The sequence below is a fragment of the Rhodococcus ruitaii genome, assembly GCF_055230935.1.
On record NZ_JBUYWC010000005.1, the window covers coordinates 46,384 to 72,238 of the forward strand.

At 65.2% G+C, this 25,855-nt stretch carries 20 protein-coding genes; 7 read left to right on the top strand and 13 right to left on the bottom strand.

Annotated features, from left to right (window positions below):
* Nucleotide 1: 1 nt before the first annotated feature.
* From hisG to metH, 8 genes are all read right to left on the bottom strand, one after another.
* Nucleotides 2-871: an ATP phosphoribosyltransferase gene (gene hisG / locus ACZI8W_RS08125; RefSeq protein WP_463367987.1), complete on the bottom strand. Its 870-nt coding sequence runs from the start codon at nt 869-871 to the stop codon at nt 2-4.
* 98 nt (nt 872-969) lie between these two features.
* The gene (locus ACZI8W_RS08130) at nt 970-1,251 is read right to left on the bottom strand and encodes a phosphoribosyl-ATP diphosphatase (protein ID WP_463367988.1); all 282 of its coding nucleotides are present in this window, start codon (nt 1,249-1,251) and stop codon (nt 970-972) included.
* A gap of 38 nt (nt 1,252-1,289) precedes the next feature.
* Nucleotides 1,290-2,177 (bottom strand): pseudouridine synthase, encoded by an 888-nt coding sequence (locus tag ACZI8W_RS08135; protein WP_463367989.1) that lies wholly within the window; start codon nt 2,175-2,177, stop codon nt 1,290-1,292.
* Between the two features lies 1 nt (nt 2,178).
* Nucleotides 2,179-3,057 carry an oxygen-dependent tRNA uridine(34) hydroxylase TrhO gene (trhO, locus tag ACZI8W_RS08140; RefSeq protein WP_463367990.1) on the bottom strand — a complete coding sequence of 293 codons (879 nt, stop codon included), beginning with the start codon at nt 3,055-3,057 and terminating at the stop codon, nt 2,179-2,181.
* Between the two features lie 2 nt (nt 3,058-3,059).
* On the bottom strand, nt 3,060-3,722 hold the full coding sequence (locus ACZI8W_RS08145; protein WP_463368073.1) for an HAD family hydrolase: 663 nt from the start codon (nt 3,720-3,722) through the stop codon (nt 3,060-3,062).
* A 151-nt stretch (nt 3,723-3,873) separates the two neighbouring features.
* On the bottom strand, nt 3,874-4,056 hold the full coding sequence (locus tag ACZI8W_RS08150) for a hypothetical protein (RefSeq protein WP_463367991.1): 183 nt from the start codon (nt 4,054-4,056) through the stop codon (nt 3,874-3,876).
* 290 nt (nt 4,057-4,346) lie between these two features.
* Nucleotides 4,347-5,657, bottom strand: a complete 1,311-nt coding sequence (locus ACZI8W_RS08155) for an AAA family ATPase (protein ID WP_463367992.1) — start codon at nt 5,655-5,657, stop codon at nt 4,347-4,349.
* 106 nt (nt 5,658-5,763) lie between these two features.
* Nucleotides 5,764-9,333, bottom strand: coding sequence for a methionine synthase (gene metH / locus ACZI8W_RS08160; RefSeq protein WP_463367993.1), 3,570 nt, complete (start codon nt 9,331-9,333; stop codon nt 5,764-5,766).
* A 51-nt stretch (nt 9,334-9,384) separates the two neighbouring features.
* Between metH and ACZI8W_RS08165 the strand changes: the two genes are divergently transcribed.
* Nucleotides 9,385-10,278, top strand: coding sequence for a PAC2 family protein (locus ACZI8W_RS08165; RefSeq protein WP_463367994.1), 894 nt, complete (start codon nt 9,385-9,387; stop codon nt 10,276-10,278).
* Entirely contained in the window at nt 10,275-11,417 is a 1,143-nt protein-coding gene (locus ACZI8W_RS08170) for an MFS transporter (protein ID WP_463367995.1), read from the top strand. Before ACZI8W_RS08165 ends, ACZI8W_RS08170 begins: the two co-directional genes overlap by 4 nt.
* Nucleotides 11,418-11,667: 250 nt before the next feature.
* Here the strand turns inward: ACZI8W_RS08170 and ACZI8W_RS08175 are convergent, their stop codons facing one another.
* The gene (locus tag ACZI8W_RS08175) at nt 11,668-12,129 is read right to left on the bottom strand and encodes a 6,7-dimethyl-8-ribityllumazine synthase (RefSeq protein WP_463367996.1); all 462 of its coding nucleotides are present in this window, start codon (nt 12,127-12,129) and stop codon (nt 11,668-11,670) included.
* 123 nt (nt 12,130-12,252) lie between these two features.
* Here ACZI8W_RS08175 and ACZI8W_RS08180 point away from each other — a divergent pair, with 123 nt between their 5' ends.
* From ACZI8W_RS08180 to ACZI8W_RS08195, 4 genes are all read left to right on the top strand, one after another.
* Complete coding sequence (locus ACZI8W_RS08180; protein WP_463367997.1) at nt 12,253-13,326, top strand: helix-turn-helix domain-containing protein; 1,074 nt, start codon at nt 12,253-12,255, stop codon at nt 13,324-13,326.
* Nucleotides 13,327-13,391: 65 nt separating this feature from the next.
* The gene (gene otsB, locus ACZI8W_RS08185) at nt 13,392-14,207 is read left to right on the top strand and encodes a trehalose-phosphatase (RefSeq protein ID WP_463367998.1); all 816 of its coding nucleotides are present in this window, start codon (nt 13,392-13,394) and stop codon (nt 14,205-14,207) included.
* A 41-nt stretch (nt 14,208-14,248) separates the two neighbouring features.
* Entirely contained in the window at nt 14,249-16,672 is a 2,424-nt protein-coding gene (locus ACZI8W_RS08190; protein ID WP_463367999.1) for a glycoside hydrolase family 65 protein, read from the top strand.
* Between the two features lie 15 nt (nt 16,673-16,687).
* Nucleotides 16,688-17,467, top strand: a complete 780-nt coding sequence (locus tag ACZI8W_RS08195; protein ID WP_463368000.1) for an HAD family hydrolase — start codon at nt 16,688-16,690, stop codon at nt 17,465-17,467.
* A gap of 11 nt (nt 17,468-17,478) precedes the next feature.
* Here the strand turns inward: ACZI8W_RS08195 and ACZI8W_RS08200 are convergent, their stop codons facing one another.
* A complete protein-coding gene (locus tag ACZI8W_RS08200) occupies nt 17,479-19,860 on the bottom strand; it encodes a phosphoketolase family protein (RefSeq protein WP_463368001.1) in 2,382 nt (793 codons plus the stop codon).
* Between the two features lie 211 nt (nt 19,861-20,071).
* On the opposite strand from ACZI8W_RS08200, the gene ACZI8W_RS08205 reads away from it, so the two are divergent.
* Entirely contained in the window at nt 20,072-21,601 is a 1,530-nt protein-coding gene (locus ACZI8W_RS08205; RefSeq protein ID WP_463368002.1) for a glycosyltransferase family 39 protein, read from the top strand.
* 10 nt (nt 21,602-21,611) lie between these two features.
* Here the strand turns inward: ACZI8W_RS08205 and ACZI8W_RS08210 are convergent, their stop codons facing one another.
* The 3 genes from ACZI8W_RS08210 to ACZI8W_RS08220 form a co-directional block, all read right to left on the bottom strand.
* The gene (locus ACZI8W_RS08210) at nt 21,612-22,739 is read right to left on the bottom strand and encodes a site-specific integrase (RefSeq protein WP_463368074.1); all 1,128 of its coding nucleotides are present in this window, start codon (nt 22,737-22,739) and stop codon (nt 21,612-21,614) included.
* 35 nt (nt 22,740-22,774) lie between these two features.
* Nucleotides 22,775-25,270, bottom strand: coding sequence for an aminopeptidase N (pepN, locus tag ACZI8W_RS08215; protein WP_463368003.1), 2,496 nt, complete (start codon nt 25,268-25,270; stop codon nt 22,775-22,777).
* An 80-nt stretch (nt 25,271-25,350) separates the two neighbouring features.
* On the bottom strand, nt 25,351-25,833 hold the full coding sequence (locus ACZI8W_RS08220) for an NUDIX hydrolase (RefSeq protein WP_463368004.1): 483 nt from the start codon (nt 25,831-25,833) through the stop codon (nt 25,351-25,353).
* Nucleotides 25,834-25,855 lie beyond the last annotated feature (22 nt).

Sequence of the window (25,855 nt, forward strand, 5' to 3'; positions counted from 1 at the left end):
TTCACTCCTCGGTGACACCCCGCATCGCGCGGCACGACCGAATATCCGACGCCAAGATCGCGCGGGCACCGATCTCCGCAAGCTGATCCATCACCGCATTGTGGTCCTTCCGCGGCACCATCGCCCGCACCGCCACCGAATAGTCATTCGCCAGCGGCGAGATCGTCGGAGACTCCAAACCGGGAGTCACCTCCACCGCCGCATCGAGCAGAGACTTCGGGCAGTCGTAGTCGATCATCACGTACTGCTGCGCGAACACCACCCCCTCGAGCCGGGCGATCAGCTGATTGCGAGTCCGATCGGTCCGGTTCGCACCCTCCCGCTCGATCAGCACACCCTCCGAATCGCACAGAGACTCCCCGAACGCCACCAGATCGTGCTGCCGCAGCGTGCGACCCGACCCCACCACATCGGCAATCGCATCCGCGACACCGAGCTGGATCGAGATCTCCACCGCACCGTCGAGCCGAATCACCGTCGCGTCGATACCGCGCTCGGCCAGATCCTTCCGCACCAGATTCGCGTACGACGTCGCGATTCGCAGACCCCGCAGATCCTCGATCTCCCACACCCGACCCTTCGGGCCCGCATACCGGAACCGAGACGACCCGAAACCCAACGACAACCGCTCGGCGACAGGCGCACCCGAATCCAACGCCAGATCCCGGCCGGTGATCCCCAGATCAAGCTCACCCGACCCGACATAGATCGCGATGTCCTTCGGACGCAAGAAGAAGAACTCGACTTCGTTGACCGGGTCGATCACGGTCAGATCCCGAGAATCCGAACGCCATCGGTAGCCGGCCTCCCGCAGAATCTCAGCGGCGGACTCGGACAACGAACCCTTGTTGGGAACTGCAACACGCAGCATGAAAGGAATCCTTTCGGACGGGAAGGGACAGAAGATCGATCAGGACTCACCCGAGGCACGGACGGCACACCCACCGCGAAAGCGGCGGTCACCGGCCGTCACAGATGCTTGTAGACGTCCTCGAGCTTCAGGCCACGCCCCACCATCAACACCTGCGTCCAGTACAGCAGCTGAGAGATCTCCTCGGCGAGCTCCTCATCGGACTGGTACTCGGCAGCGATCCACACCTCGCCGGCTTCCTCGAGTACCTTCTTGCCCTGCGCATGGACACCGGCATCCAACGCAGCAACGGTGCCGGAACGCTCAGGACGGGTCGCGGCACGCTCGGTCAGCTCGGCGAACAGGGAATCGAAGGTCTTCACGGACACCGATTGTTTCATGCTGCGCCCCCGCACCCACAATCAGGACACCGCTCAACTCACCACGACAACTCCCGCGCACTGTCGAATCGCCGCACCGTTCCACTCACCGGGTCCGTGAACTCCAGAGTGCGGGCCAGCAACTGCAACGGATCGGTGAACTGCCCCTGCGCGCGGCGCACGAACACCGGATAGAAGTTGTCCCCCTCGATCGGCACACCCAGCGACATCAGATGCAACCGCAATTGATGAGTACGACCCGTGAGCGGGAACAACCGGTACCGAGCCCGCCCACCACGATGCTCCACCAACTCGATCAGCGTCTCCGAATTCGGCTCGCCCGGCATCTGCGTCGCCGTCAACTCACCGTGCCGCTTCACGATCCGCGTCCGCACCGTACGCGGAAACTCCAATTCAGGCCGATACCCCGCGATCGCCTCGTACACCTTGCGCACCCGCTGCTGCTCGAACAACGCCTGATACGGACGCCGCAACACCGGATCACTCGTGCACAGCAACACCCCGGCGGTCATCCGATCGAGCCGATGCACCGGCACCAGATCCGGCAGATCCAGATCCCGCCGCAACCGCACCGTCACCGTCTCCCGGATATGCGCACCCCGCGGGATAGTCGACAGGAAATGCGGCTTGTCGACCACCACCAACCCGTCACCGCGATACAGCACCTCCACCGGAAACGGCACCGGCGTCTCCGGCGGCGGCTCCCGATAGAAATACACGAACCGGCCCGGCCGGAACCGAGTCAGCTCGTCCACCTGCCGCCCGTGCTCATCGACGAGTTCCCGCGCCGCGATCCGGACGTGCCAGTCCTCCTCCGGATGCGCGTCGCGCAGAAATCCGAGCACCGTGCGCGCGGCACCGTCGACCGGCATGCGAAGCCGATCGGGACCCAACCCATCGCGCACCGGCAACGGCGCAGCGGCCACGTCAGGACCCTGCTCCGGTCGTGCCCAGGACGGCTGGTTCCGGAACACACCCTTCACACACCAACGTCAGCTCCCGACCGTCGACATCGGGATGGTTGCGGTACCGGGACGTCGGCGTTCCGCACATCGTGCACCGCCCCAGCGTGACCGCATCCTCGGAGAATTCCACGCTCATCCGACCGTCGAACACATAGAGCGAGCCCTCCCACAACCCGGCATCACCGAACGTCTCGCCATACCGGACGATGCCACCGTCGAGCTGGTACACCTGCTCGAAACCACGATTGCGCATCAACACCGACAACACTTCGCACCGCACCCCGCCCGTGCAGTACGTGACCACCGGCTTCGACTTGAGATGGTCGTACCGGCCGCTGTCCAGTTCCGCGATGAACTCACGGGTGGTGTCCACCTCGGGGACCACCGCATCCCGGAACCGCCCGATCTGCGCCTCGAGTTTGTTGCGTCCGTCGAAGAACACCACATCGTCCCGCTCGGTCATCAATGCATGTACGGCGTGCGGCGACAGATGTGTCCCGCCGCCGACCACGCCGTTCTCGTCGACCTTTACCTCGTCCGGCGCCCCGAACGTGACGATCTCGGGCCGCACCTTCACCGACAACCGCGGGAAATCGTCGCCCCGTCCGTCGGACCACTTGACGTCGACATCACGGAACGCCGGATAGCTGCGCAGCCCGCGCACATACTTCTTCACCGCCGCGATATCGCCGCCGACAGTGCCGTTGATACCGTGCTCGGAGATCAGGATCCGACCGGTCAACCCGTTCGACGCCGCCAGGGTGTGCTGCCACAACCGGATCGCCTCCGGATCCGGCAACACCGTGAACTTGTAGAACAGGACGATTTTCGGGACCGCCACGATCACTGCCGCCCGGATGCATGCAGTGCGTGCAGATCGGCCACCGACAGACCTTCCAGCGTCGACCGGAACACCCGCCGCGGCGACGCCGGCACTGTCGTCAGCGACGGCACCACCAGCACCGTGCACCCCGCCGCATCCGCCGCCGCCGCACCCGTCGGCGAGTCCTCGACCGCGAGACACTGCACCGGATCGAGCCCCAGCAGCTCCGCTGCCTTCAAATACGGTGCCGGATCCGGCTTGCCCGCGGGAACCTCGTCGCCGCACACCGTGTGATCGAACTGGTCGCGACCGAGGGTGTCGAGCGCGACATCGCACAACATCCGGCCGGTGTTGGTCACCAAGGCCTGACCGAGACCCACGGCACGAACCGAGCTCAACGCTTCCTGCGCACCCGGACGCCACGGCAACCCCTGCGCGAACAACCCCGACATGTACGCATTGAGCCAGTCCTCCGCGGCAGTCTGTTCATCCGGCGTCGGGGCGAGCCCCAGGCCGTCGAACGTTCGCCACACCGACAGGTCCAGCGGACCCCCGATAGTCGAGATCCGGGTCTCCTCCGACATGGGCCCACCCAGATGCAGCGACAGCTCGCGCATCCCGACATCCCACAGCTGCTCCGATTCGAGCAGCGTGCCGTCCATGTCCCACAGCACTGCCTGCAGTCTTACTACCCCGAGCCCAGTCGAACCGATTACCGACAACGTCCTCAACTCCGTGGTTCTTCATGATCAACGCAATTTTGACGCAAGCCCACTCACCTGCGCCGATCCGGGAGTCTAGTCGAGGCTTCGCCAGGCCAGCGTTGGGCATCGATCATGAACTCGCGAAGAGCCCCGCGTCGCGCGTCCAGATTCCAACGGTGGAAACAGGCCATTTCAGTCTGCTGCAATAGTCCACACGTTCGGCGAGGATGAGGGCGTCACCCGCACCGACTCCGCGGGTGAGCTGCGCCAACATTCCGTCGTCGGCCACACCTTGAACCAGCGCATCGATCATGTTCGAGTCCCATGTGATTTCGCGAGGGGTCCACGGCGCTGTTCCAGCAGCAACCATTTCCAGCATCGCAACGAAGCGTTGTGCAGTAGCCCTGCGATCACCTTTGCTCTGAGCTATATGATTTCCCGTTTCGATGACCGAAGTTATCGGTAGAAGCATGTCGATGTCGTGCTCGAGGAACTCTCGGTACTCGCTGTGAACAGCGTCACGGTCTTGATCGAATCCGGGAACTCGCAGGAAATTGCAGAGAATCGATGTGTCGACGAAGACGGCTCGAAGATCGGCTTGGATCACACGACACCGAACAGTTTGTCGAACTCGGTCGTGTCCGGCCTGGAATCGTCTGGTGAGGTCAAGCTTCCTCGCGAAATGTTATCGCCGATGGAACCGTGTGCCATGGCCCGAGCGTAGCCAGCAAGCTCGGGAAGCGGAACGAGTCGGCTTGTACCTGTGACTCGGTCGCGGTAACAAACGATGATGCTGTCGTTCAGCTTGCCTTCGGCAGCATCAAGTAGCGCCGGGCTGTGAGTCGTGACGATGACCCGTTTGCCACGCTCTCCCCCAGCGGTGCGTAACAGCTCGAGAACCTGCCCGGCCTGTGATGGATGAAGGCCGTTCTCGATCTCCTCGACGATGAGAAGTGGTGCACCAGCGACTTCGTCCGGGGATGGCGCACCAGCGATATCAAGTCCTGCACGATCCGACAGTAACGCCGTTCCCACTGCAAGTACCCGAAGAAGTCCGTCGCTCATCTCTCTTGCGGGCGTTCGCTCGATCGTGTGAGCTTCGAGTGGCCCCTGCAGCTCCGACAGTGCGATCATCACGTCATCCAGTTGGCTGGTGACCGATTCGATGTCGACCACTCGATCGTCTACGAGTTGCTTCGCGAGAGCGACGAGGAGCTGGTAGTCATCGGGCTGCTGCTCCCGCAACGCCACCAAGGATGCTGACAGATTATCGGCATGTCGCCGCAATTGAATATCCTTGCGAGGCACAAACTCTCGCATCAGTGATGGCACCGGGTCCAGATGGTATACGCCTGCGAGTGCAGCACGCACCGCGTCGACTGCGCGCCGAACCGATCGATGAGCTTGATTCTCCTTCAACACGGTACCGACCTGAGTCAGCACGGCACGGTCACGCCAGAACGAACTGGCCGGATCGATCCCGCGTTTCCCGTTGTGCACCCGTGCTTCGATGCTGGGGCCTTCAGAGTCGTCTGTGTAATACAGCGTCCTCTCTTCACGATTGGCCTGCCTGATCAATCGCTCGCTGCGCACGTGGAGCCGGTCCCCGGTCTCAATCTCGATTTCCCATCGATATCGATTGAGATCAACGAGGACAGTGCATCCCAAGCTGAAACGATCCGACCCATGAGGGGCGCAACCGACGGACCCACCTCGGATCGCACCATCGGGGCGACTGGCGGAATCCAGCGCTGAAGAGAGATTCTCACCGGTTGCGATCCTGGCGAGGACGCCGATCGCGTCCAACGCATTCGACTTGCCGTTACTGTTTCGACCGGTGAGCACGGTGACAGGTGAGACCCTCAGAACCTCGCCGGAGAACGACTTGAACGACGTCAGCCGAATCTCCGTCAAGGCGGGAGTCCCGGAGTTCATGGGCGTGACAGTACCACCGCGCGGTGGTCAGTCCGTCGGTTGTAGTTCCGGCGCGGCATCGGCGCCGAAACTACAATCGGCATTCTCACACGTTGAAATACTTGGCCTCCGGGTGATGCAACACGAACGCGTCCGTGGACTGCTCAGGATGCAACTGCAACTCCTCCGACAACTCCACCCCGATCCGCTCCGGTTCCAGCAACTCGACGAGCTTGATCCGATCCTCGAGCTCCGGGCACGCACCGTATCCGAACGCGAAACGCGCCCCCCGATACGAGAGCTTGAAGTACTCGGCCACCTCGTCCGGATCCTCGTCCGCAGCGGTACCGCCACCGGAGAACGCGAGCTCCTGCCGGATCCGTCGATGCCAGTACTCGGCCAGAGCCTCGGTCAACTGCACACCGATACCGTGCACCTCCAGATAATCTCGGTACGAGTTCGACGCGAACAACTCGTTGGCGAAATCCGCGATCGGCTGACCCATCGTCACCAACTGGAACGGCCACACATCGACCTGACCCGACGCGAGCGCATCCTCACGCGACCGCACGAAATCTGCGATGCACAAGAACCGCGACCGCTGCTGACGCGGGAACGTGAACCGATACCGCTCCGCAGCATCCGGATGCGGCTCCATCAGAATCACCACATCATCGCCCTCCGACACCGCCGGGAAATACCCGTACACCACCGCAGAATGCTGCAGAATTCCCTCGGTCGACAGCCGATCCAACCAGTACCGCAGCCGCGGCCGTCCCTCCGACTCGACCAACTCCTCGTAGGTGGGGCCGGCACCGGCACGCTGCCCCCGCAATCCCCACTGCCCGAGAAACAGGGCCCGCTCGTCCACCAGCGCCGCATAGTCGGCCAACGCGATACCCTTGACCACTCGAGACCCCCAGAACGGGGGCGTCGGTACCGGCAGATCCGCCACCACATCGCTGCGGGCCGGAATCTCCACCGGAGTCTCCGCGGCCTTCCGCTTCTCCGCGATGCGCTTGCTGCGTTCGTGCCGCTCCTTGCGTTCGGCCGCCTTGCGCGCGGCTTCGAGTGCCTCCGGACTGTTCGGATCCGGACCCTCGCCGCGCTTGATCGCCATCACACGATCCATCAACGTCAGGCCCTCGAACGCATCACGCGCGTATGACACCTCACCCGCATACACCTCGGCGAGATCGTTCTCGACGTAGCTCCGCGTGAGGGCCGCACCACCGAGAAGCACCGGGAACTGCTCCGAGACACCCCGGGAGTTGAGCTCCTCGAGGTTCTCCTTCATCACCACGGTCGACTTCACCAACAGACCCGACATGCCGATCACATCGGCACGCTTGTCGATCGCCGCATCCAGAATCGTCGAAATCGGCTGCTTGATCCCGAGGTTGACCACCTCGTACCCGTTGTTCGACAGGATGATGTCCACGAGGTTCTTACCGATGTCGTGCACATCGCCCTTGACGGTCGCCAGCACGATCCGGCCCTTGCCGTCGTCGCCCGTCGACTCCATGTGCGGTTCGAGGTGCGCCACCGCCGCCTTCATCACCTCGGCGGACTGCAACACGAACGGCAACTGCATCTGCCCGGACCCGAACAGCTCACCGACCGTCTTCATGCCCGACAGCAACGTGTCGTTGATGATCGCCAGCGGCGGCACCGTCTTCATCGCGTCGTCGAGATCGTCCTCGAGACCGTTGCGCTCACCGTCGACGATCCGCCGCTCCAGACGCTCGAACAGCGGCAACGCAGCGAGCTCCTGCGCGCGGGATTCCCGCGCCGACGCCGCCGACACACCCTCGAACAGCTCCATCAGTCTCTGTAGCGGGTCGTAACCTTCACCGCGCCGGTCGTACACCAGATCCAGCGCGACCTGTCGCTGCTCGTCGGGGATCCGCGCCATCGGCAGGATCTTCGACGCATGCACGATCGCCGTGTCGAGTCCGGCCTCGGTGCACTCGTTCAAGAACACCGAGTTCAAAACCTGCCGCGCCGCCGGGTTCAGACCGAACGACACATTCGATACGCCGAGAGTGAAGTGCACCCGCGGATGCAGGCGGTGGATCTCGCGGATCGCCTCGATCGTTTCCACCGCGTCGCGCCGCACTTCCTCCTGCCCCGTCGAGATGGGGAACGTCAACGCGTCGACGATGATGTCGTCGGGGTCGAGACCCCAGTTCTCCGTCAGATCCGTGATCAGCCGCTCGGCAATACGCACCTTGTGCTCGGCCGTCCGTGCCTGACCGTCCTCGTCGATGGTCAGCGCGACCACCGCCGCACCGTGCTCCAGGACGTGCGCCATGATCCGCTGGAACCGCGACCCCGGCCCGTCACCGTCCTCGTAGTTCACCGAGTTCACCGCGCACCGGCCACCGAGATGCTCGAGCCCCGCCCGGATCACCTCCGGCTCGGTGGAATCGATCATGATCGGCAGCGTCGACGACGTCGCGAACCGCGACGCGAGCTCTGCCATGTCGAGTGCACCGTCCCGACCCACATAGTCCACATTGAGGTCGAGCATGTGCGCGCCGTCACGAATCTGATCCTTCGCGATGTCGAGGCACTTCTCCCAGTCCGCGGCGAGCATCGCCTCGCGGAACGCCTTCGATCCATTCGTGTTGGTGCGCTCACCGATCATCAGGATCGACGCGTCCTGCTCGAACGGCACCGCCGTATACAGCGACGACACCCCCGGCTCGTGCTCCGGGTTCCGCGTCGCCCGCTGCGCCTCGCGCACCGCCTCCGCGACCTGACGGATGTGCTCAGGTGTCGTGCCGCAGCACCCACCGACGAGTGCGAGCCCGAACTCGGAGACGAACCCGGCCAGGGCCTCGGCGAGCTCGTCCGGCTGCAAGGGGTACTCGGCGCCGTTCTTGCCGAGCACCGGCAGGCCGGCGTTCGGCATCACCGACACCGGGATGCGGGCATGCTGCGACAGGTACCGCAAGTGCTCGCTCATCTCCGCCGGGCCCGTCGCACAGTTCAGCCCGATCAGGTCGATGCCGAGAGGTTCCAGCGCGGTGAGCGCCGCTCCGATCTCCGAACCGAGGAGCATCGTGCCGGTGGTCTCGACCGTGACGTGAGCGATGATCGGGATCCGTCGGCCGGCCTGCGCCATCGCGCGGCGACTGCCGATGATCGCGGACTTAGCCTGCAGTAGATCCTGGCAGGTCTCGACGAGGATCGCGTCGGCACCGCCATCGAGCATTCCCAGCGCGGCTTCGCTGTAGGCGTCGCGCAGCACGTCGAACGGCGCGTGACCGAGAGTGGGCAACTTGGTTCCCGGCCCCATCGAACCCAGCACCATCCGAGGTACACCGTCGGCGGATGGACCCATCTCGTCCGCCACCTCCCGCGCGAGCCGGGTACCGCGCTCGGAAAGGTCACGGATGCGATCGGAAATGTCGTAGTCGGCGAGGTTGGGCAGGTTGCAGCCGAAGGTATTGGTCGAGACGATGTCGGCCCCGGCTTCGAAGTACGCCCGGTGGATCCCTTTGATCACATCGGGACGAGTCTCGTTCAAGATCTCGTTGCACCCCTCCAGGCCACGGAAGTCGTCGAGCGACAGATCCGCAGCCTGCAACATGGTGCCCATCGCCCCGTCTCCGATGACAACGCGCTGCTTCAGCGCATCGAACAAGGCAGAGTTCAGTGGGGTGGACATGGCAACCAGAGTAGTGGGCGCACAAACCGCACCCCGCCGTAGGCTGGATGGGTGAGTGCACGTGAGTACCCTGAGACCCCGGAACAGGCAGTTCCCGAATTCCGCAACCCGGTGCTCGTCGCCGCATTCGAAGGATGGAACGACGCCGGCGACGCCGCTACCGGAGCCGTCGAGCACCTCGAACTGATCTGGGACGCCGAACCGTTCGCCGAACTGGACTCCGAGGAGTATTACGACTACCAGGTCAACCGTCCCCAGGTCCGCCTTGTCGATGGCGTGACCCGGCAGATCGAATGGCCTGCGACCCGGCTGTCCGCGTGTTCCCCACCGGGCAGCGACCGCGACGTCGTGCTGCTCCGAGGGATCGAACCCAACATGCGCTGGCGGAGCTTCTGCGACGCGATCCTCGAACTGGTCGAAGACCTGAGGATCCACACCGTCGTGGTGCTCGGCGCCCTGTTGGCCGACACTCCACACACCCGCCCGGTACCGGTGACCGGTACCGCGTACAGTACTGAGGCCGCCAAGCGGTTCAACCTCGAAAAATCACGGTACGAAGGACCGACAGGCATCAACGGGGTTCTGCAGGACGCCTGCGTGCGCGCGGGAATCCCGGCGGTGTCCTTCTGGGCGGCCGTCCCCCACTATGTGTCGAACCCACCGAACCCCAAGGCCACGGTCGCGTTGCTGCGCCGCCTCGAAGACGTCCTCGATGTCGAGGTCCCGCTCGGTGAACTCCCCGCGCTCGCCGAGGAATGGGAAGAGGCCGTCACCTCGATGACCGAGGACGACGAGGACATCACCGATTACGTCCGGGGTCTCGAAGAACGCGGCGACGCCGAAACCGACATCTCCGATGTGATCTCCAAGATCGACGGCGACGCGCTCGCCGCCGAGTTCGAGCGCTATCTGCGACGGAGGGGGCCCGGCGGGTTCACTCAGTGAGTGGATACCGCGAATCGCTCCAGCGCGCGGCACTGTACGCCGGCGGATTCCTCGGTCCGTTCGGCGGTGGCGTTGTTGTGTCGATGCTGCCCGAGATCGGAGAAGACACCGGAGTGTCAGCCGGGGTCGCAGCGACGACGGTCACCGCGTACCTGGGCGTGTTCGCCGTGTTCATGTTGTTCTCCGGAACTCTCGGCGCACGCTGGGGCCGCTTGCGGACTGTGCGTACTGCCTACGTGGTGTACGCGGCGGTCTCGGTCGCTGCGGCACTCGCGCCGACATTCTCGCTGCTGATCGGCACCCGCATGCTGCAGGGCGCAGCCAACGCGTTCACGACACCCCTGCTACTCGCGGCGCTCGCTGCGATCACTCCACGAGCGACCCTCGGTCGGGCGCTCGGCCTGTTCGGCGCGATGCAGGCTGCCGGGCAGACCACAGCGCCGCTCGTGGGTGGTCTCGCAGCCGAGGTGAACTGGAGATGGTCGTTCGTCGTACTCGCCGCTGTGGCCGTCGTTCTCGCAGTGATCGGGTTGCCCGACCGAATGAACGAAGCCGAGGAAGGTCCGGCCCGACTACGCGACGCTCTACGTCCACGTGTGCTCCGGGTCGGAGTGGTCGCGCTCCTCGGCTTCGGCGCACTCGGCGGGTTGGGTTTTCTCCTGGCATTCCGTGTCGAAGACGACTTCGACCTCTCCCCCGCGGGTAGAGGTGCGCTGCTCACCATGTTCGGGTTGGCAGGGATCCTCACGGCGCGCCGTGTGGGAATGCTCATCGACCGGATCGGTGCGCACCGTTCGGTCCTCGTCGGTGCAGTGTCCGGCGCTGCCCTACTCGTCGCAGCAGGGACGTTGGGAAGCATCGCCGTCGTCGCGGCCGTGTGGTTCGTCGCCGGTATTTCCTCGCAGTGCGTCCTGGTCGCGGTAAACGCCGCGGTCCTCGGCGACTCCGGAGGTAATCGGGGTGGTGCGGTCTCAGTGGTGCTGGCATTTCGCTTCGGAGGCGCGGCCCTTGCTCCTGCAGCGTTGACTCCCCTGTATGCCACACACCCGGCCGCGGCATTTGTCGTCCCCGCAGTGCTGCTCGCTGTGATGGCGCCGATGATGATGCCGTCGGATCAGGTGTCGGCGACCGAGCGCTGATTGTCGTGGCTGGTGGTGAGGAGGTTCTTGAAGTTGCGGCTATTCTGTTTTTCTTGTACTTCCGTCTTGTTCAGAATATTTGTGGGGCGCTGCACCCCGATTCCGTCTTCGTGCACAGCGACTCGCTCGATCCAGGAGCCACTGCCCACTCAGATCTTCCAGAAATGCTCTCTGCCACTACCCGACTGGCTCGATGCCCATCTCGGGGAGGCCTACTTCCCCACCGAAACCGAGGGCCCTCGGACCGCTACTACTCCCCCGCCGGGAGTGCGCGCAGAGACTTCAGTGTCGCATCGACAGCACGCGCCGCTTCCGCTCCCTTGGTGACGAAGTGGCGCGTGAAGTAGTTGATGTGCTCCTCGTGCTCGTGGAAGTGATGGGGGGTGAGCACAACCGAAAACACCGGAACATCCGTGTCGAGCTGAACACGCATCAGACCGTCGATCACAGCCGTGGCCACGAAGTCGTGGCGGTAGATCCCGCCGTCCACGACGAGCCCGGCCGCGACGATCGCGTCATACCGCCCGGTGCGAGCGAGCCGCTGAGCGTGCAGTGGAATCTCGAATGCACCGGGAACCTCGAAGAAGTCCAGCGAGCCCTTCGCGTGCCCCAGCGCGACGATCTCGTCGGTGAATCCTTCCTTCGCCTGGTCGACGATAGTGCGGTGCCATGTGGCCTGGATGAACGCGATGCGGCGCGCGGTGTCACTCATGTCGATGAAGTTAGCGCATGCACCCATCCCACTTCGCGGCTTGCGCTGAGGTGATGCGCAGACATCACGAATATTTCGTTTAATCTTCTTTTCCGTCCCATACAGACTGATAGTGTGGCGGATGTGACGCGACAAGACTCACCGGAGACGACCGAAGCTGCCGGCCCCAAGCCCGAGCGGCCGATCGACATCTATCGCCGCGCGGCGGTCTGCCTCGAAGCATGCCTTCCTCTGGGATGGACGCTGTCCAGCGACAGGCCTCGCTCCCCCGAGGCTCCCCAGCGATTGGTCGTCACCTCCCCCGAGGGTGAGGCCGTGTCGTTCGCGATCGTCCCGTCGCGGGGTGTCCTCAGCGGCGACGTCGCGCGGATCGCCGCCGAACTCTCCGACTCCGACCGCGGCTTCGTGTGCGCGCACTACCTGTCCGATCCCGTGCGCCGGCAGCTCGACCAGCACGGCATCTCCTACGCGGATGCCACGGGAAACCTCACACTGGTCGCGTCCCGCCCCGCTATGTGGGTGCGCAATCGCGGGGCCGACGCAGATCCGTGGCGGGGCCCTGGACGCCCCTCGGGTGTGCTCACCGGAGAACCGTCCGACCGAGTCGTCCGAGCCCTCGCCGACCACTCCGGTGAGATGACCGTGCCCGAACTGATCACGCTCTCCGGCGCGTCCACCGGCGCCACCTACCGCGTGGTGGAAGTGCTCATGGAGCGAGAATTCATCCGGCGCATCCCCCGCGGGGGCATCACCGAGGTGCGGTGGGAACAGATGCTGCGCGCCTGGGCCGCGGATCGGAAGATGTGCGCAACCCGTCGCTTCGCGGCGCCGGACGGCCTCGAGATCGTGCGGAACCAGCTCGCCGAACGAATCGACATCACCTACGCGCTCAGCGGTGTCGGTGCCACTGACTACGCAGAATCCGACGTCCTGGAACTGTATGCCGACGATCCCGACGACTTCGCCGGTGCGCTGGGGCTGCGCCCCGTAGATCGCGGTGGCGACGTGGTGGTCGCGATTCCGTGGTCGCCGGTGGTGTTCGATCGCATGGACCGCACCCGGTCCCTTCGCAGCGTCGCGCCGTCGCACGTGTACGCAGACCTGTTGTCCGGCCCGTTCCGCAATCAGGACGCCGCCGAGCACCTGCGTGCGCGCCTGACCGAAGACGAAGCGCACTGGCGTCGCCCCATCCACTGACCGGCGCGCGGGGTGCCTGTACGGTTCGAGGTGGCAGCACACGCACATAAGGAGGTTCGGCCGAGATGGATTCCACGTCGGCGGTCGGAGACCTTCCCTCGGCGCTCGACTCGGCAGCAGTGGCACGTCGACTGAACGGACGCAGGCCCGCCGTATTCCTCGACTACGACGGCGTGCTCACCCCCATCGTCGACAGGCCCGACGACGCAGTCCTGTCCGCCACCATGCGCACCACCGTCCGTGCGTTGGCCGACCGCTGCCCCGTGTGCATCGTCACCGGCCGCGACCGCACCGTCGTTCAGCACCTGATGGGCATCGACGACCTCACGGTCGCGGGAAGTCACGGTTTCGACATCTGGACGCCCGGGCAAGGCGTGATCTCCCCCGATTCCCTCGGCGACTTCACCGAACTTGTCGCCGACACCACCGCGACGCTGCGCGAACGACTCGCCGACACCGACGGGGTAACCCTCGAACCGAAGCGGGCCTCGGTGGCCGTGCATTACCGGAACGCCGGGCCGGAGGCACGTCAGCACACACACGATGTCGTCGGCGCGTTGCTCGACGAGTTGCGCGACCGAGTCGAGGTGATTCCCGGGAAAATGGTCTACGAGCTGCGGCCGGCGGTCGACTGGAACAAGGGCAAGGCCGTCCTGCACCTGATCGACGCGCTCGGCCTCGACTCCGACGACATCGTCCCGCTGTACCTCGGCGACGACATCACCGACGAGGACGCGTTCGCCGCTCTCCGCGGCCCAGGAATCGGGATTCTCGTCGGCAGCCCCGACGATCCCGAGATGACGAATCGGGTCACCGCCGCCGAATTCGGGCTCGCGTCGGTCGACGACGTGGCACGCTTCCTGTCCGAGCTGGGTTGTTGACGATCATGTAGCCGAACGGTTCGACCGCCAGGAGGTAATCCGTGTACGACCCCGAGTTCAGCCTCGAGTACGACCGGTTCGATCCCGAGTCGGAGGGCCTGAGGGAATCGATGACCTCGACCGGCAACGGATACTTCTGTACCCGCGGCGCCGCCGAGTGGGAGGACGCGGGCGAGGTCCACTACCCCGGCACCTACGCGCACCGCTGCTACAACCGCGAGACGACCGTCATGGGCGGAAGTCCCGTCCACAACGAGGATCTGGTCAACCTCCCGAACTGGCTGGTCCTCAAACTGCGCATCGACGGCGAGGACGCGATCCGGTTGTCGAATGTCGAGGTGCTGGCCTACCGGCACGTGTACGACATCCGCACCGCGACGGTTATCCGAGAACTTCGCTTCCGGGATCGGAACGGACGCGAGACGTCTTTGGTGACTCGACGTTTCGTCAGCATGGCGCATTCGCATCAGGGTGCACTCGAATGGACCCTCACGCCCGAGAACTGGTCCGGCCGCGTCGAGATCGTCTCGGCGATCGACGGTCGTGTGTCGAATCGCGCGGTGGCCCGTTATCGCGATCTCGAGGGGCGCCATCTCGATCCGGTCACACCTCGCACCTTCGGTCCTGACACCATCGCATTGAAAGTTCAGACCCGGCAGTCGGACATCTACATCGCGCAGGCCGCACGCACCCGGGTGTTTTCCGGCAACAACACTGAGCCCATCGACGTCGAGCGCGACCTGTATCAGATGGAGGACTATATCCAGCAGGTCCTGGCCTTCGACGTCGCCGAGGGTAGCGCGGTCCGCGTGGAGAAGATCGTGTCGATGTTCACCTCCCGTGACGATGCGATCACCGAGCCTCTCGCGTCCGCCGGCCGACATGTGTTGCGTTACTCCGATTTCGCCGCGGCCTGGGAAGAGCATGCCGCGGCCTGGGACGAACTGTGGGACATCTGCGATATCCGGCTGCCCAGGGAACCCCGCACGCAGTTGCTGCTGCGCTTGCACGTCGCGCATGTTCTCCAGGTCTGTTCCCGTCACACCTCGCGTCTGGATGCGGGTGTTCCGGCCCGCGGACTGAACGGGGAAGCCTATCGTGGGCACGTCTTCTGGGATGAACTGTACGTGTATCCGTTCTTGGATCTGAGGATTCCGGAGGTCACCAAAGGACTGATCATGTATCGGTACCGGCGATTGGCCGAGGCCCAGGCGGCGGCGGCCGAGTCCGGGTACCGGGGTGCGATGTACCCGTGGCAGAGCGGATCGGACGGGACGGAGGAGACTCAGCTCGTCCATCTCAATCCGCGGTCAGGTCTGTGGGATCCGGATCTGAGCCGTCATCAGCGCCACGTGAGTGCGGCGATCTTCCACAACGTGTGGAGGTACTACCAGGCGACCGACGACTTCGAGTTCCTCGCCGACCAGGGCGCCGAGATGATGCTCGAGATCACCCGGTTCTGGGCGTCGATTGCCGAGTACAACCCCGAGCGGGATCGCTACGAGATCCACGGGGTGATGGGACCCGACGAGTTCCACGAGCGCTATCCCGAGTCGGACGAGGCCGGGTTGCACAACAATGCCTATACGAACGTGATGGTGGCGTGGATCGCGGCGAAGGCGATCGAGGTACTCGAACTGCTGTCGACCAGCAGGCAGACGGCGCTGAGGGCGGCGCTGCGGGTGACCAACGAAGAGTTGCAGCGGTGGTCGGAGATTAGCCGGAAGATGTTCGTTCCGTTCCACGACGGGGTGATCAGTCAGTTCGAGGGATACGAGAATCTCGACGAGATCGATTGGGATCACTATCGCGCGGAGTATTCGAACATCCAGAGGATGGACCGGATCCTGCGCGCCGAGGGGCACGATCCCAATCGTGTCAAGGTGTCGAAACAGGCGGATGCGGTGATGCTGTTCTTCCTGTTCGACGACCACGAGTTGCGGCTGATCTTCGAGCGTCTCGGCTACGAGTACGACAGGGATCTCGTGCGGCGCACGGTCGACTACTACGACGAGCGTACCTCGCACGGGTCCACGCTCAGCTTCGTCGCGTACGCGGGTGTGCTCGCGGGGTTCGATCCCGACTCGTCGTGGGAGCGGTTCAAGGTTGCCCTCGAGAGCGATGTGAGCGATCTGCAGGGCGGTACCACCAAGGAGGGGATCCACATGGGTGTCATGGCCGGGACCTTGGATCTGGTGCAGCGCTACTACGTCGGTGCCCGGATCTACGACGGGGTGCTGGTGTTCCGGCCGCGGTTGCTCTCTCACCTCGACGGGGTGTCGTTCTCCATGCGGTATCGGGGCACCCCGTTGCGGGTGCAGATCTCCGGTCAGAACTTGTCGGTGCGTGCTGAGACCGAGGGGTTCCGGGTGCCGGTGCGGGTCGCCGTCAACGGAGAGACGGTGCAGCTCGGTGCGGGGCAATCGCACGAGTTCCGGGTCCCGACCACTCCCCTGCCCGCCTGAGCGAGCAGGCTACCCATGACGCGCGAGGGCAGTTTTCCCGGGGCGGGGTTCGCAGGTGCGATCTTCGACGTCGACGGGGTGCTCGTCGACTCACCACACGAGGTGGCCTGGCGAGAGTCGCTGGCCGAGCTCATGACGGGCCCGTGGCGGGATGTGGCCGAGCGGTCCGCCTGGTCTCCGAGTGCGTTCACCTCCCGGGTCTACCGCGAGGTGCTGTCCGGGAAGCCGCGGCATGCAGGCGCGCTGGCCTGCCTCGAGTACTTCGACGTCCCGGGCGCGCAGTCGCGTGAGAGCGAGTACGCGGAGCGTAAGCAGACGATACTGCTCCGGATGATCGATGGGGGCCGGTTCGACGCGTATGCCGACGGAGTGCGGTTGGTGATGGCGGTGCGGTCCGCGGGTATTCCCGTCGCGGCGGCGTCGTCGTCGAAGAACGCCCACCGGTTCCTGCGGGCGATCCGGCTCGGCGCGTACGGAGGCGGCGACACCACTCTGCTCGACGTGTTCGACGCAGACCTGTCGGGTCGCGATTTCGTCAGAGGCAAGCCGGATCCGGAGATCTTCCTCACCGCAGCCGCCCAACTCGGTGTGACAGCGGAGCGGTGTGTGGTGGTCGAGGACGCGGTCAGCGGTGTGCAGGCCGCGAAGGCCGGCGCGATGGTCGCGCTCGGTGTGGCGCGTGCCGGCGACGAGCGCGAGTTGGCGCAGGCAGGTGCGGATCTCGTGGTGGCCTCGCTCGATGATGTGGATCGTGAGGCGTTCGTCGACGGACGGCTGGTGCGACGCGCACGGTGACCCAGCGGTGTTCAGCGGTCGAGGCCGCGCCAGCGCCAGTCGGCGATCTCGGGCATGTCCTCGCCGTGCTTCCGGATGTATTGCCGGTGCCTGACCAGCGTGTTCTTCAGGTGTTCGCGCGCGTAGGCGGCCACCGGGAGGAGTCGTTCGACACGGTCGATGACATCCAAGGCCAGATCGAATCGATCGATCCTGTTGAGGACACACATGTCGAACGGGGTTGTGGTGGTGCCCTCTTCGATGTATCCACGCACGTGGAGGTTGTCGTGGTTGCGCCGGCGGTAGGTGAGCCGGTGAATGAGCCATGGGTATCCGTGGTAGGCGAACACCACGGGTGTGTCGGTGGTGAACAAGGCGTCGAAGTCGGCGTCGGGTAATCCGTGCGGGTGTTCTCGGTCGTCCTGGAGGCGCATCAGGTCGACGACGTTGACCACTCGGATCAGCAGGTCGGGGAACCATTCGTGGAGAATCTCCACTGCGGCGAGGGTTTCCATGGTGGGGACGTCGCCGGCGCAGGCGAGCACTACGTCGGGTTCTGCATCGCGGTCGGTGCCGGCCCAGTCCCAGATGCCGATCCCTTTGGTGCAGTGGACGATGGCATCGTCGATGGAAAGATACTGCGGCTGAGATTGTTTCCCGGCGACGATGACGTTGATGTACTGGCGGGTGCGCAGACAGTGGTCGGTAACCGAAAGCAGGGTGTTGGCGTCGGGCGGTAGGTACACGCGGATCACGTCGGACTTCTTGTTGACGACGTGATCGATGAATCCTGGGTCCTGATGGGAGAACCCGTTGTGGTCCTGACGCCACACGTGTGAGGTGAGGAGATAGTTGAGGGAAGGAATGGGGCGACGCCAGCCGATCCGGTTGGTGGTGCGCAGCCATTTGGCATGCTGGTTGACCATCGAGTCGACGATGTGCACGAACGCCTCGTAGCAGGAGAACAGTCCGTGTCGTCCGGTCAGCAGGTATCCTTCGAGCCAGCCCTGGCAGGTGTGTTCGGACAGGATCTCCATGACCCGGCCGTCGGGTGCGAGGTGATCGTCGGTCGGCAGTATCTCGGCGTTCCAGGTGCGGTCGGTGGCGTCGAGGACCTTGTCCAGCCGGTTGGAGTTGTGCTCGTCGGGGGCGACCATGCGGAAGATTGTCGGGTTGTCGCGCATGACGTCGCGGAGGAACGCGCCCAGGATTCGGGTGGATTCGGCAAAGTCGTGCCCGGACAGATCGACGGCCACCGCGTGGTCGCGGAAATCGGGTAAGGCGAGATCCCGGATCGCGGGACCGCCGTTGGTGTGTGGATTAGCGCTCATGCGCCGGGGTCCGGCGGGGTTCAGGGTGCGCAGGTCCGGCACGGGTGTTCCGTTGTCGTCGAACAGTTGGTCAGGGCGGTAGCTGCGCATCCAGTGTTCGAGGATGTCGCGGTGCTCCTCGTTGTCGCGGGCGTGCGCGAACGGCACTTGATGTGCCCGCCAGGTGCCTTCGATCGGGAGCCCGTCGACCTCGACCGGACCTGTCCAGCCTTTCGGGGAACGCAGCACGATCATCGGCCACGACGGTCGGTCGCTGTTGCCGGACAGCCGGGCTTGCTGCTGGATCTCGGTGATGCGGTCGAGACAGCGGTCCAGCGCATCCGCGAAGTGCCGGTGCATGTAATCGGGGTCGTGACCTGACACGACGATCGGTTCGTGTCCGTATCCGCGAAGGAGCGATTCGAGTTCGTCGTCGCCGATGCGCTCGAGAAGTGTGGGATTGGCGATTTTGTATCCGTTGAGGTGGAGGATCGGAAGTACGGCACCGTCGCGGCGTGGATCGACGAATTTGTTGGAGTGCCAGCTCGCGGCGAGTGGGCCGGTTTCGGCTTCGCCGTCTCCGATGACCGCTGCGACCACGAGATCGGGGTTGTCGAATGCGGCGCCGTACGCGTGGGACAGCGAGTACCCGAGTTCGCCGCCCTCGTGGATGGATCCGGGGGTTTCCGGGGCCACGTGACTGGGTATGCCCCCGGGGAACGAGAACTGGGTGAACAGACGCTGCATGCCGGCTTCGTCCTGGGAGACGTCGGGGTAGATCTCGCTGTATGTTCCTTCGAGCCACGCTGCGGCGACCGGGCCGGGCCCGCCGTGGCCGGGCCCCATGATGTAGATCATGTCGAGATCCCGGGTGAGGATCGCGCGGTTCAGATGCGCGTAGATGAAGTTCAGCCCCGGGGTGGTGCCCCAGTGCCCGAGAAGGCGCGGTTTGATGTGCTCGGCTCGTAGTGGTTCGCGTAGCAGCGGGTTGTCCATGAGATAGATCTGCCCGACGGACAGGTAGTTGGCGGCCCGCCACCATGCGTCGAGATCGTGGACGTCCCCATCGGTCAGGATGGTGGGTTCAGCGTCAGCGGTCTGCATCAGGCTCCTCATCGACGACAACCGACCGTGATGTTGTGCTGCACAACCGGCTCATTCGCGTACCCTCTGCAAGAACGGTACCCACCGCACAGGCGTCCTACTCGTCGATCTCGGATTCAGCGGTGGGTGGCCCGCAAGGCGGTCCGACGCGCCTGCGCGGCGTGGCCGTCGACACTCGTACGAATCGAGCGGCTTCGGGAGTTGAGTGCCCATGGCGTGGGCCCGAGAAGCAGACCAGCGCGCAGATGGCGCTGCGCCCCTCGAGCAAGAGCGGATGCACCCGTTCGCGGGCCGCGTCGTGTGGCCGATCGCAGCTCTCGTCGCTGTCGCGCATGGCATCGCCGCTGTGGCCGGCAGCAACGGCTACTGGTTCGACGAGGTGTACATGCTCGCAATCGGCCGTGATCATCTGGACTGGGGCTCGGCCGATCAACCGCCTGTCGCACCGCTGCTGGCGTGGATGGCAGATGTCGTTGCACCTGGGTCGATCCTGGTGCTGAGGCTTGTGCCCATCGTGGCGACGGTCGCGGCTGTCGTCGTGACAGCGATGATCGCGCGTGAGCTCGGCGGAGACCGGCGGGCGCAGGGCATCGCTGCCGCGGCGCAGGCGACATCGATCTCGGCTGCATTGTTCGGGCACTGGCTCACGCCGTACACCCTCGAACCGGTGCAATGGTTGCTGGTGTTGTGGTTGCTCGTGCGATGGGTGCGTGTCCGCGACGACCGACTGCTGCTTGCCGTCGGTGTGGTCGCGGGGATTGCTGCGGAGACGAAATTCCAGGTGGTGTTGTTGTGTGTGGCGCTGGTGGTCGCTGTGCTGGTGTGCGGGCCACGTGAGGTGTTGCGCCGACCGATGTTCTGGGCGGGTGTGGGTATCGCAGCCGTGCTCACCGCGCCGACGGTGATCTGGCAGGCCGCGCACGGGTGGCCTCAGCTGTTGATGTCCGAGATCGTTGCCGAGGAAGCCGAGGCTCTGTACGGCGGGCGGGTCTCGGTGACGGTCCAGATGGTGGTGTGGGCCGGTGTCGTGGGCACCGTCCTGGTGCTGGCCGGATTGTGGTGGGTGCTGCGCGATCGGGAGTTCCGCCAGTATCGGTTTCTCGGAGTTGCCTTCGTCATCTTGCTGATCGTCTTCACGGTCACCGCGGGCCGGCCGTACTATCTCGCGGGGTTCCACGGCGCTCTCATCGCAGTCGGGGCGGTGGGATTGCAGCGACGACGTGAACGCGGGCTGCGTCGGTGGGGTTGGACGGGTCGGTGGGGTTGGACGGGTCGGTGGGGTTGGACGGTGTGGCCGGCATTCGCGGTCAGTGCACTCGTTGCCGGGACCGTGCTCGCGACATCGGTAGGGATCTCCAACAGTGATGTGGGTGAGAGGATCGCAGAGAGCACAGCTGCGGCGTACCGGGACCTGCCTGCAGACGATCGTGACCGTACCGCGGTGATCGGCCAGTCGTACATCATCGCCGCGTACCTCGACGGATATGCGGCGACAGTCGACCTGCCCTCCGCCCACAGCCCGAACCGCGCCTACGGATATTTTCCGCTACCTGACGACTCACAGACCGATGTGCTGTTCGCGGGGACGGATCCGTCGGCTCTCGCGCCGTTCTTCACCGAGGCGACGCAGTTACGAGGGCCGGTGAGCGACGAGATCGACACCGGCGTGTGGCTGCTGTCCGGCCGCACCATGTCGTGGAACGAGATCTGGCCGCAGGTACAGACGTTGCGGGTGAGCTGAGCGGAGATGCTCAGAGCCCAAGCCTGGTGACAGCGTTGGCGACGAGGCCGGCGTGCTGACGGCTGTAGAGCGCGACCATGCGTTCGTCGGCATGCCCGGTCTGGGTCATGATCGTCTGAGTGGTGGCGCCACCGCGGACGGCCTGGGTGACGAATCCGGCACGGAGGCTGTGTCCACCGAGGGTCGCGACGAGGTCGTCGCTGAACCCGGCTCTGCGGGCGCGGCGCTGGATCATAGAATGCACCGACTGCCCGGACAATGCCTCGGCGCCGAGCGATCCGGTGCGGTGCACCGGCCGGAACAGTGCACGGTTCCCACCGGGCTTCGCCCCGGCGGCGAGGCCCCGGCAGCAATGCTGCATCGGCCCCTCGTCGGCGCGTTCGAGCAGTGCCGCAACCGCGGGCCTGCCTCCGTCATCCCAGGTATCGAGGACGTCACGCCAGCGCCGGTAGGCGCACACCGGGCAGGTATGCGGATCGTGTCCGTGCGGGAGGGTGACGGTGCGCCCGCGCGCGTTGCGGTCGGTTTTGGATTGACGCACGGTGATGTAGAGGCCGTCGGCGCGGTGTGGGGCGACGTCGGCGACGGTGAGCGCAGTCAGTTCGGATCGGCGCAGTGCCCCGGCGAGTCCTATGAGAAGGAGTGCAGCGTCGCGGCGTTCGGCAACGCGTTCGGCCCATCCGGCGGCCGCGGCGTCGGCGCGCATGTGGGTGAGGATCGTGCGGATATCGTCGGTGAGTAGTGGGGTCCGCCGGGCTGGTGGGGTGCTGCGCTCGCGGCGGATTCCCCGCAGGAGGTCGCGGACCGATTCATGGTGCCCGGGTTTCGGATATCCCGCGAGGGAGTGCATCTTGTTGATGGTCGAGACCCACCGGGACAGGGTCGACGGTGCATAGGCATGGCGGCCGTCGGCGCGGACTTCGGCTGATTTCTCGGTGATGAACCAGGAGATCTGGTCGGGTGTCGCCGGGAGGGGGCTGTGTCCCGTGCTGTGGCACCAGCGGGTGTAGGTGTCCCAGTCGTTCAGTTGCGCCGCGCGTGTGTTGTCGGATGCGGCCTTGTCCCGCAGTCGGCGCATGGCGTCGGTGATCGCGTCGGGGGGTTGCGGGGCGGGGTGTGCGAGATCTGCCGAGGTGATGATGTCGGGAACGTGTTCGGTGCTCATGGGATCGGTCAGGCTTCGTTGATCTGTTGGACGCGCAGGTCGCGGGCGAGGTGGTCGCGTTGTTCGACGACGAGGCGGCGCAGTGCACCGGGGGCGTCTGTGTTCGCGGCGAGCCACGTGTCCACCTGCTCGAGGGTGTCTGTCGCGGGAAACAGTCCGAGGACAACGCGGCGTGCGATCTCGATGCTGCGTTCGGACCAGGTGTCTCGCAGGAGTGCGAAGTAGTCGCTGTCGTAGGGGCCGGTGAGGTCGCGGCGCGCACCGGCGCGGAAGCCACCGATGGTGGCGTCGAGGTGGTCGTTGGTGAGAGTGCGGTCTGCACAAATCGTCGCCCACGCGTGGGCTTTGACCTCTGCGCGCGGGCGCGCAGTCATGGCCCGCAGATGTGCTGTGCGGCCGGTGGCGGTGTCGTCGCGGCGCAGTTCGTCGTCGAGGTCGGGCTTGTCGGCATATCCGGTAGTGGTCAGTGCTGTCCACCAAGCCCATCGCAGGTCGGCGTCGAGTGCGAGCCCGGACGGTGCGGGTGTGGCGCCGTCGAGGATCGCTCGGAGGTCCGCGGCGCGGTGGGCGTCCATCGCGGCGGCAGCGCCGACTGCGCGGGCGAAGGCGAGTTGGGCACCGCTGCCGGGGGCGGCGCTGCCGAGTCCGCGCCACATTGCGTCGAGCCACGCCGCGCGCGCGTGGGGCCGGATAGCAGCGGGGAGGTAGTGCTCGATGGCGGCGGGCGCGTTGGCGAGGACCGCGGTGAGCAGCGCGAGGTTCGGTTCGTTCGTCGAGAATCTTTGTGCCATGGCAATGTAGCGGCTGGCGGCGAGTTCACCGTCGCGGGTGGCGTTCCACAGCGCCGACCAGATCAGGCCGCGTGCGAGGGGGTCGCGGACGCGGTCGAGTGAGGATTCGACGGTGGTCAGCGAGCGTTCGTCGAGGCGGATCTTGGCGTACGTGAGGTCGTTGTCGTTGAGCAGGATCAGGGGTGCGTCGGGCAGGTCGATGGCGGTGTGGGCGTCGTCGATGTCGATTTCGGCGCGGTGGGTGCGGATGAGGTCGCCGGCGGGGTTGTGGTCGTAGCAGCCGATGGCGAGCCGATGTGGTCTCGGGTCGGTCTGCACGATGGCGTATCGGGCGTCACCGGTGGGTTCGAGGGCCAATGTGGACACACCGGTGGTCTGCAGCCACGCGTGCGCCCATGCGGTGAGGTCGCGGCCGGAGGTGGCGGACAGTTCGGTGAGTAGGTCGGCGAGGGTGGTGTTGCCGTAGGCGTGTGCGCGGAAGTAGCGGCGGGCTCCTTCGAAGAAGGCGTCGCGGCCGACGTAGGCGACGAGTTGTTTGAGGACGCTGGCACCTTTCGCGTAGGTGATGCCGTCGAAGTTGAGTTTGGCAGCTTCGAGGTCGACGATGTCGGCGACGATCGGGTGGGTAGTGGGGAGTTGGTCCTGCAGGTACGCCCAGGCTTTGCGGCGGTTGGCGAAAGCAACCCAGGCATCGGTGTACTTCGTGGCTTCGGCGCTCACGAGTGAACCCATATAGTCGGCGAAACTTTCCTTGAGCCACAGGTCGTCCCACCATTTCATGGTGACGAGGTCGCCGAACCACATGTGTGCCATCTCGTGCAGGATCGTGTTGGCGCGGGCCTGGTACTGGGCTTCGGTGGCGGCGCCGCGGAAGACGTAGGCCTCGGTGAAGGTGACGCAGCCGGGGTTCTCCATGGCGCCGAGGTTGTATTCGGGGACGAACACCTGGTCGTACTTGCCGAACGGGTACGGGTAGTCGAAATGTTCGGTGTAGAAGTCGAGGCCCTCGGTGGTGACCTGGAGGATCTCGTCGGCGTCGAGGTGTTCGGCGAGGGAGGCGCGGCACAGCACGCGCAGCGGCACGGTGGCCTCTCCCCTGGCCCAGGATGAGTCGACGCGATGGTAGGGCCCGGCGACGATGGCGGTGATGTAGGTGGAGATCGGCAGCGTCGGGGCGAACGTCACGGTCTGGTTGTCGCCGCCCCGCTGGCGGTGGTCGACGGTTTGGTTCGAGATGACCTGCCAGTGTGCGGGTGCGGTGACGACGAACGTGTGCGCGCCTTTGAGGTCGGGTTGTTCGAAGCAGGCGAACACGCGGCGCGCGTCGGCCGGTTCGTATTGGGTGTAGAGGTAGGTTTCGCCGTCGACCGGGTCGTGGAAGCGGTGCAGGCCCTCCCCCGATCTGCTGTAGCGACCGGTGGCGACGATCGTGACGACGTTGATCTCACGGAGTCCGCTGATGGTGATCCGTGCGCCGTCGTAGGCGACGGGGGTCAGGTCGCCGTTGACGGTGACGGATTCGACCGAGTCACCGAGGAAATCGAGCCAGGTCTCCGGTGTGGACGCAGTGAACTCGACGGTGGTCACCGTGGGGAACCCGGTGCGATCCGGGTCGACGGCGCCGCGCAGGTCGAGTTCGACATGGTAGGAGTGCACGTCGAGAGCGCGGGCGCGCGCGGATGTTTCGGCTCGGGACAGGTTCGCGGAACTCACAGATCTGATCCTGCCATTGCTGCGGCGGTTTCTGGTCGGCTCCGGTCGGTGCGTGTGTCGGCGGTTGTCGGCGGGTCCGGTTATCTGCGGGTCAGAGTCATCCAGTCCGCATCGACCTGCCCGAGGAACAGATCCTGCTCGTCGGCGAGCGGGCCGGACAGTGGTAGCGGCACGAAGCGGCAGGCGAACCGTAGGCCGGCGTCGGTGTCGTCGCCGCGGACGGTGTGGATCCAGGAGTCGTGGCTGTCCTCGGGGGCGCGGAGGTGCAGGAGGTGGGTGTGGCGGGGTTGCCCGGTGATCGGGTGCGGTCGGTGATCGACGCCGACCGCCCCGATCACCGTGCAGCGGTCGAGCCCGGTTTCTTCGGTGACCTCACGAAGCGCAGCTGTGTACGGATGTTCGCCGGCCCGGATGCCCCCGGCGGGGATTTGAGTACCCGCGTCGGGGACATCGAGGTGGTCGAACACGAGCAGCTCTGACCGAATCCCCCGTCGCTCCGCTCGCCCTGGCCCTGTGCGGTGGCGGATCACGTAGGCCGCGACGCGTCTCCGGGGTGTCGGCATCGACTCAGTATCGAGGTATCCG

Excerpts from the sequence above, each read along its gene's own strand:
- ACZI8W_RS08205 (WP_463368002.1), top strand. The coding sequence starts at position 20,072 with ATGGCGTGGGCCCGAGAAGCAGACCAGCGCGCAGATGGCGCTGCGCCC.
- ACZI8W_RS08175 (WP_463367996.1), bottom strand. The coding sequence starts at position 12,129 with ATGAGTGACACCGCGCGCCGCATCGCGTTCATCCAGGCCACATGGCAC.
- ACZI8W_RS08150 (WP_463367991.1), bottom strand. The coding sequence starts at position 4,056 with ATGATCGATGCGCTGGTTCAAGGTGTGGCCGACGACGGAATGTTGGCG.
- hisG (WP_463367987.1), bottom strand. The coding sequence starts at position 871 with ATGCTGCGTGTTGCAGTTCCCAACAAGGGTTCGTTGTCCGAGTCCGCC.
- otsB (WP_463367998.1), top strand. The coding sequence starts at position 13,392 with ATGGATTCCACGTCGGCGGTCGGAGACCTTCCCTCGGCGCTCGACTCG.
- ACZI8W_RS08220 (WP_463368004.1), bottom strand. The coding sequence starts at position 25,833 with ATGCCGACACCCCGGAGACGCGTCGCGGCCTACGTGATCCGCCACCGC.
- ACZI8W_RS08130 (WP_463367988.1), bottom strand. The coding sequence starts at position 1,251 with ATGAAACAATCGGTGTCCGTGAAGACCTTCGATTCCCTGTTCGCCGAG.
- ACZI8W_RS08195 (WP_463368000.1), top strand. The coding sequence starts at position 16,688 with ATGACGCGCGAGGGCAGTTTTCCCGGGGCGGGGTTCGCAGGTGCGATC.
- ACZI8W_RS08200 (WP_463368001.1), bottom strand. The coding sequence starts at position 19,860 with ATGCAGACCGCTGACGCTGAACCCACCATCCTGACCGATGGGGACGTC.
- metH (WP_463367993.1), bottom strand. The coding sequence starts at position 9,333 with ATGTCCACCCCACTGAACTCTGCCTTGTTCGATGCGCTGAAGCAGCGC.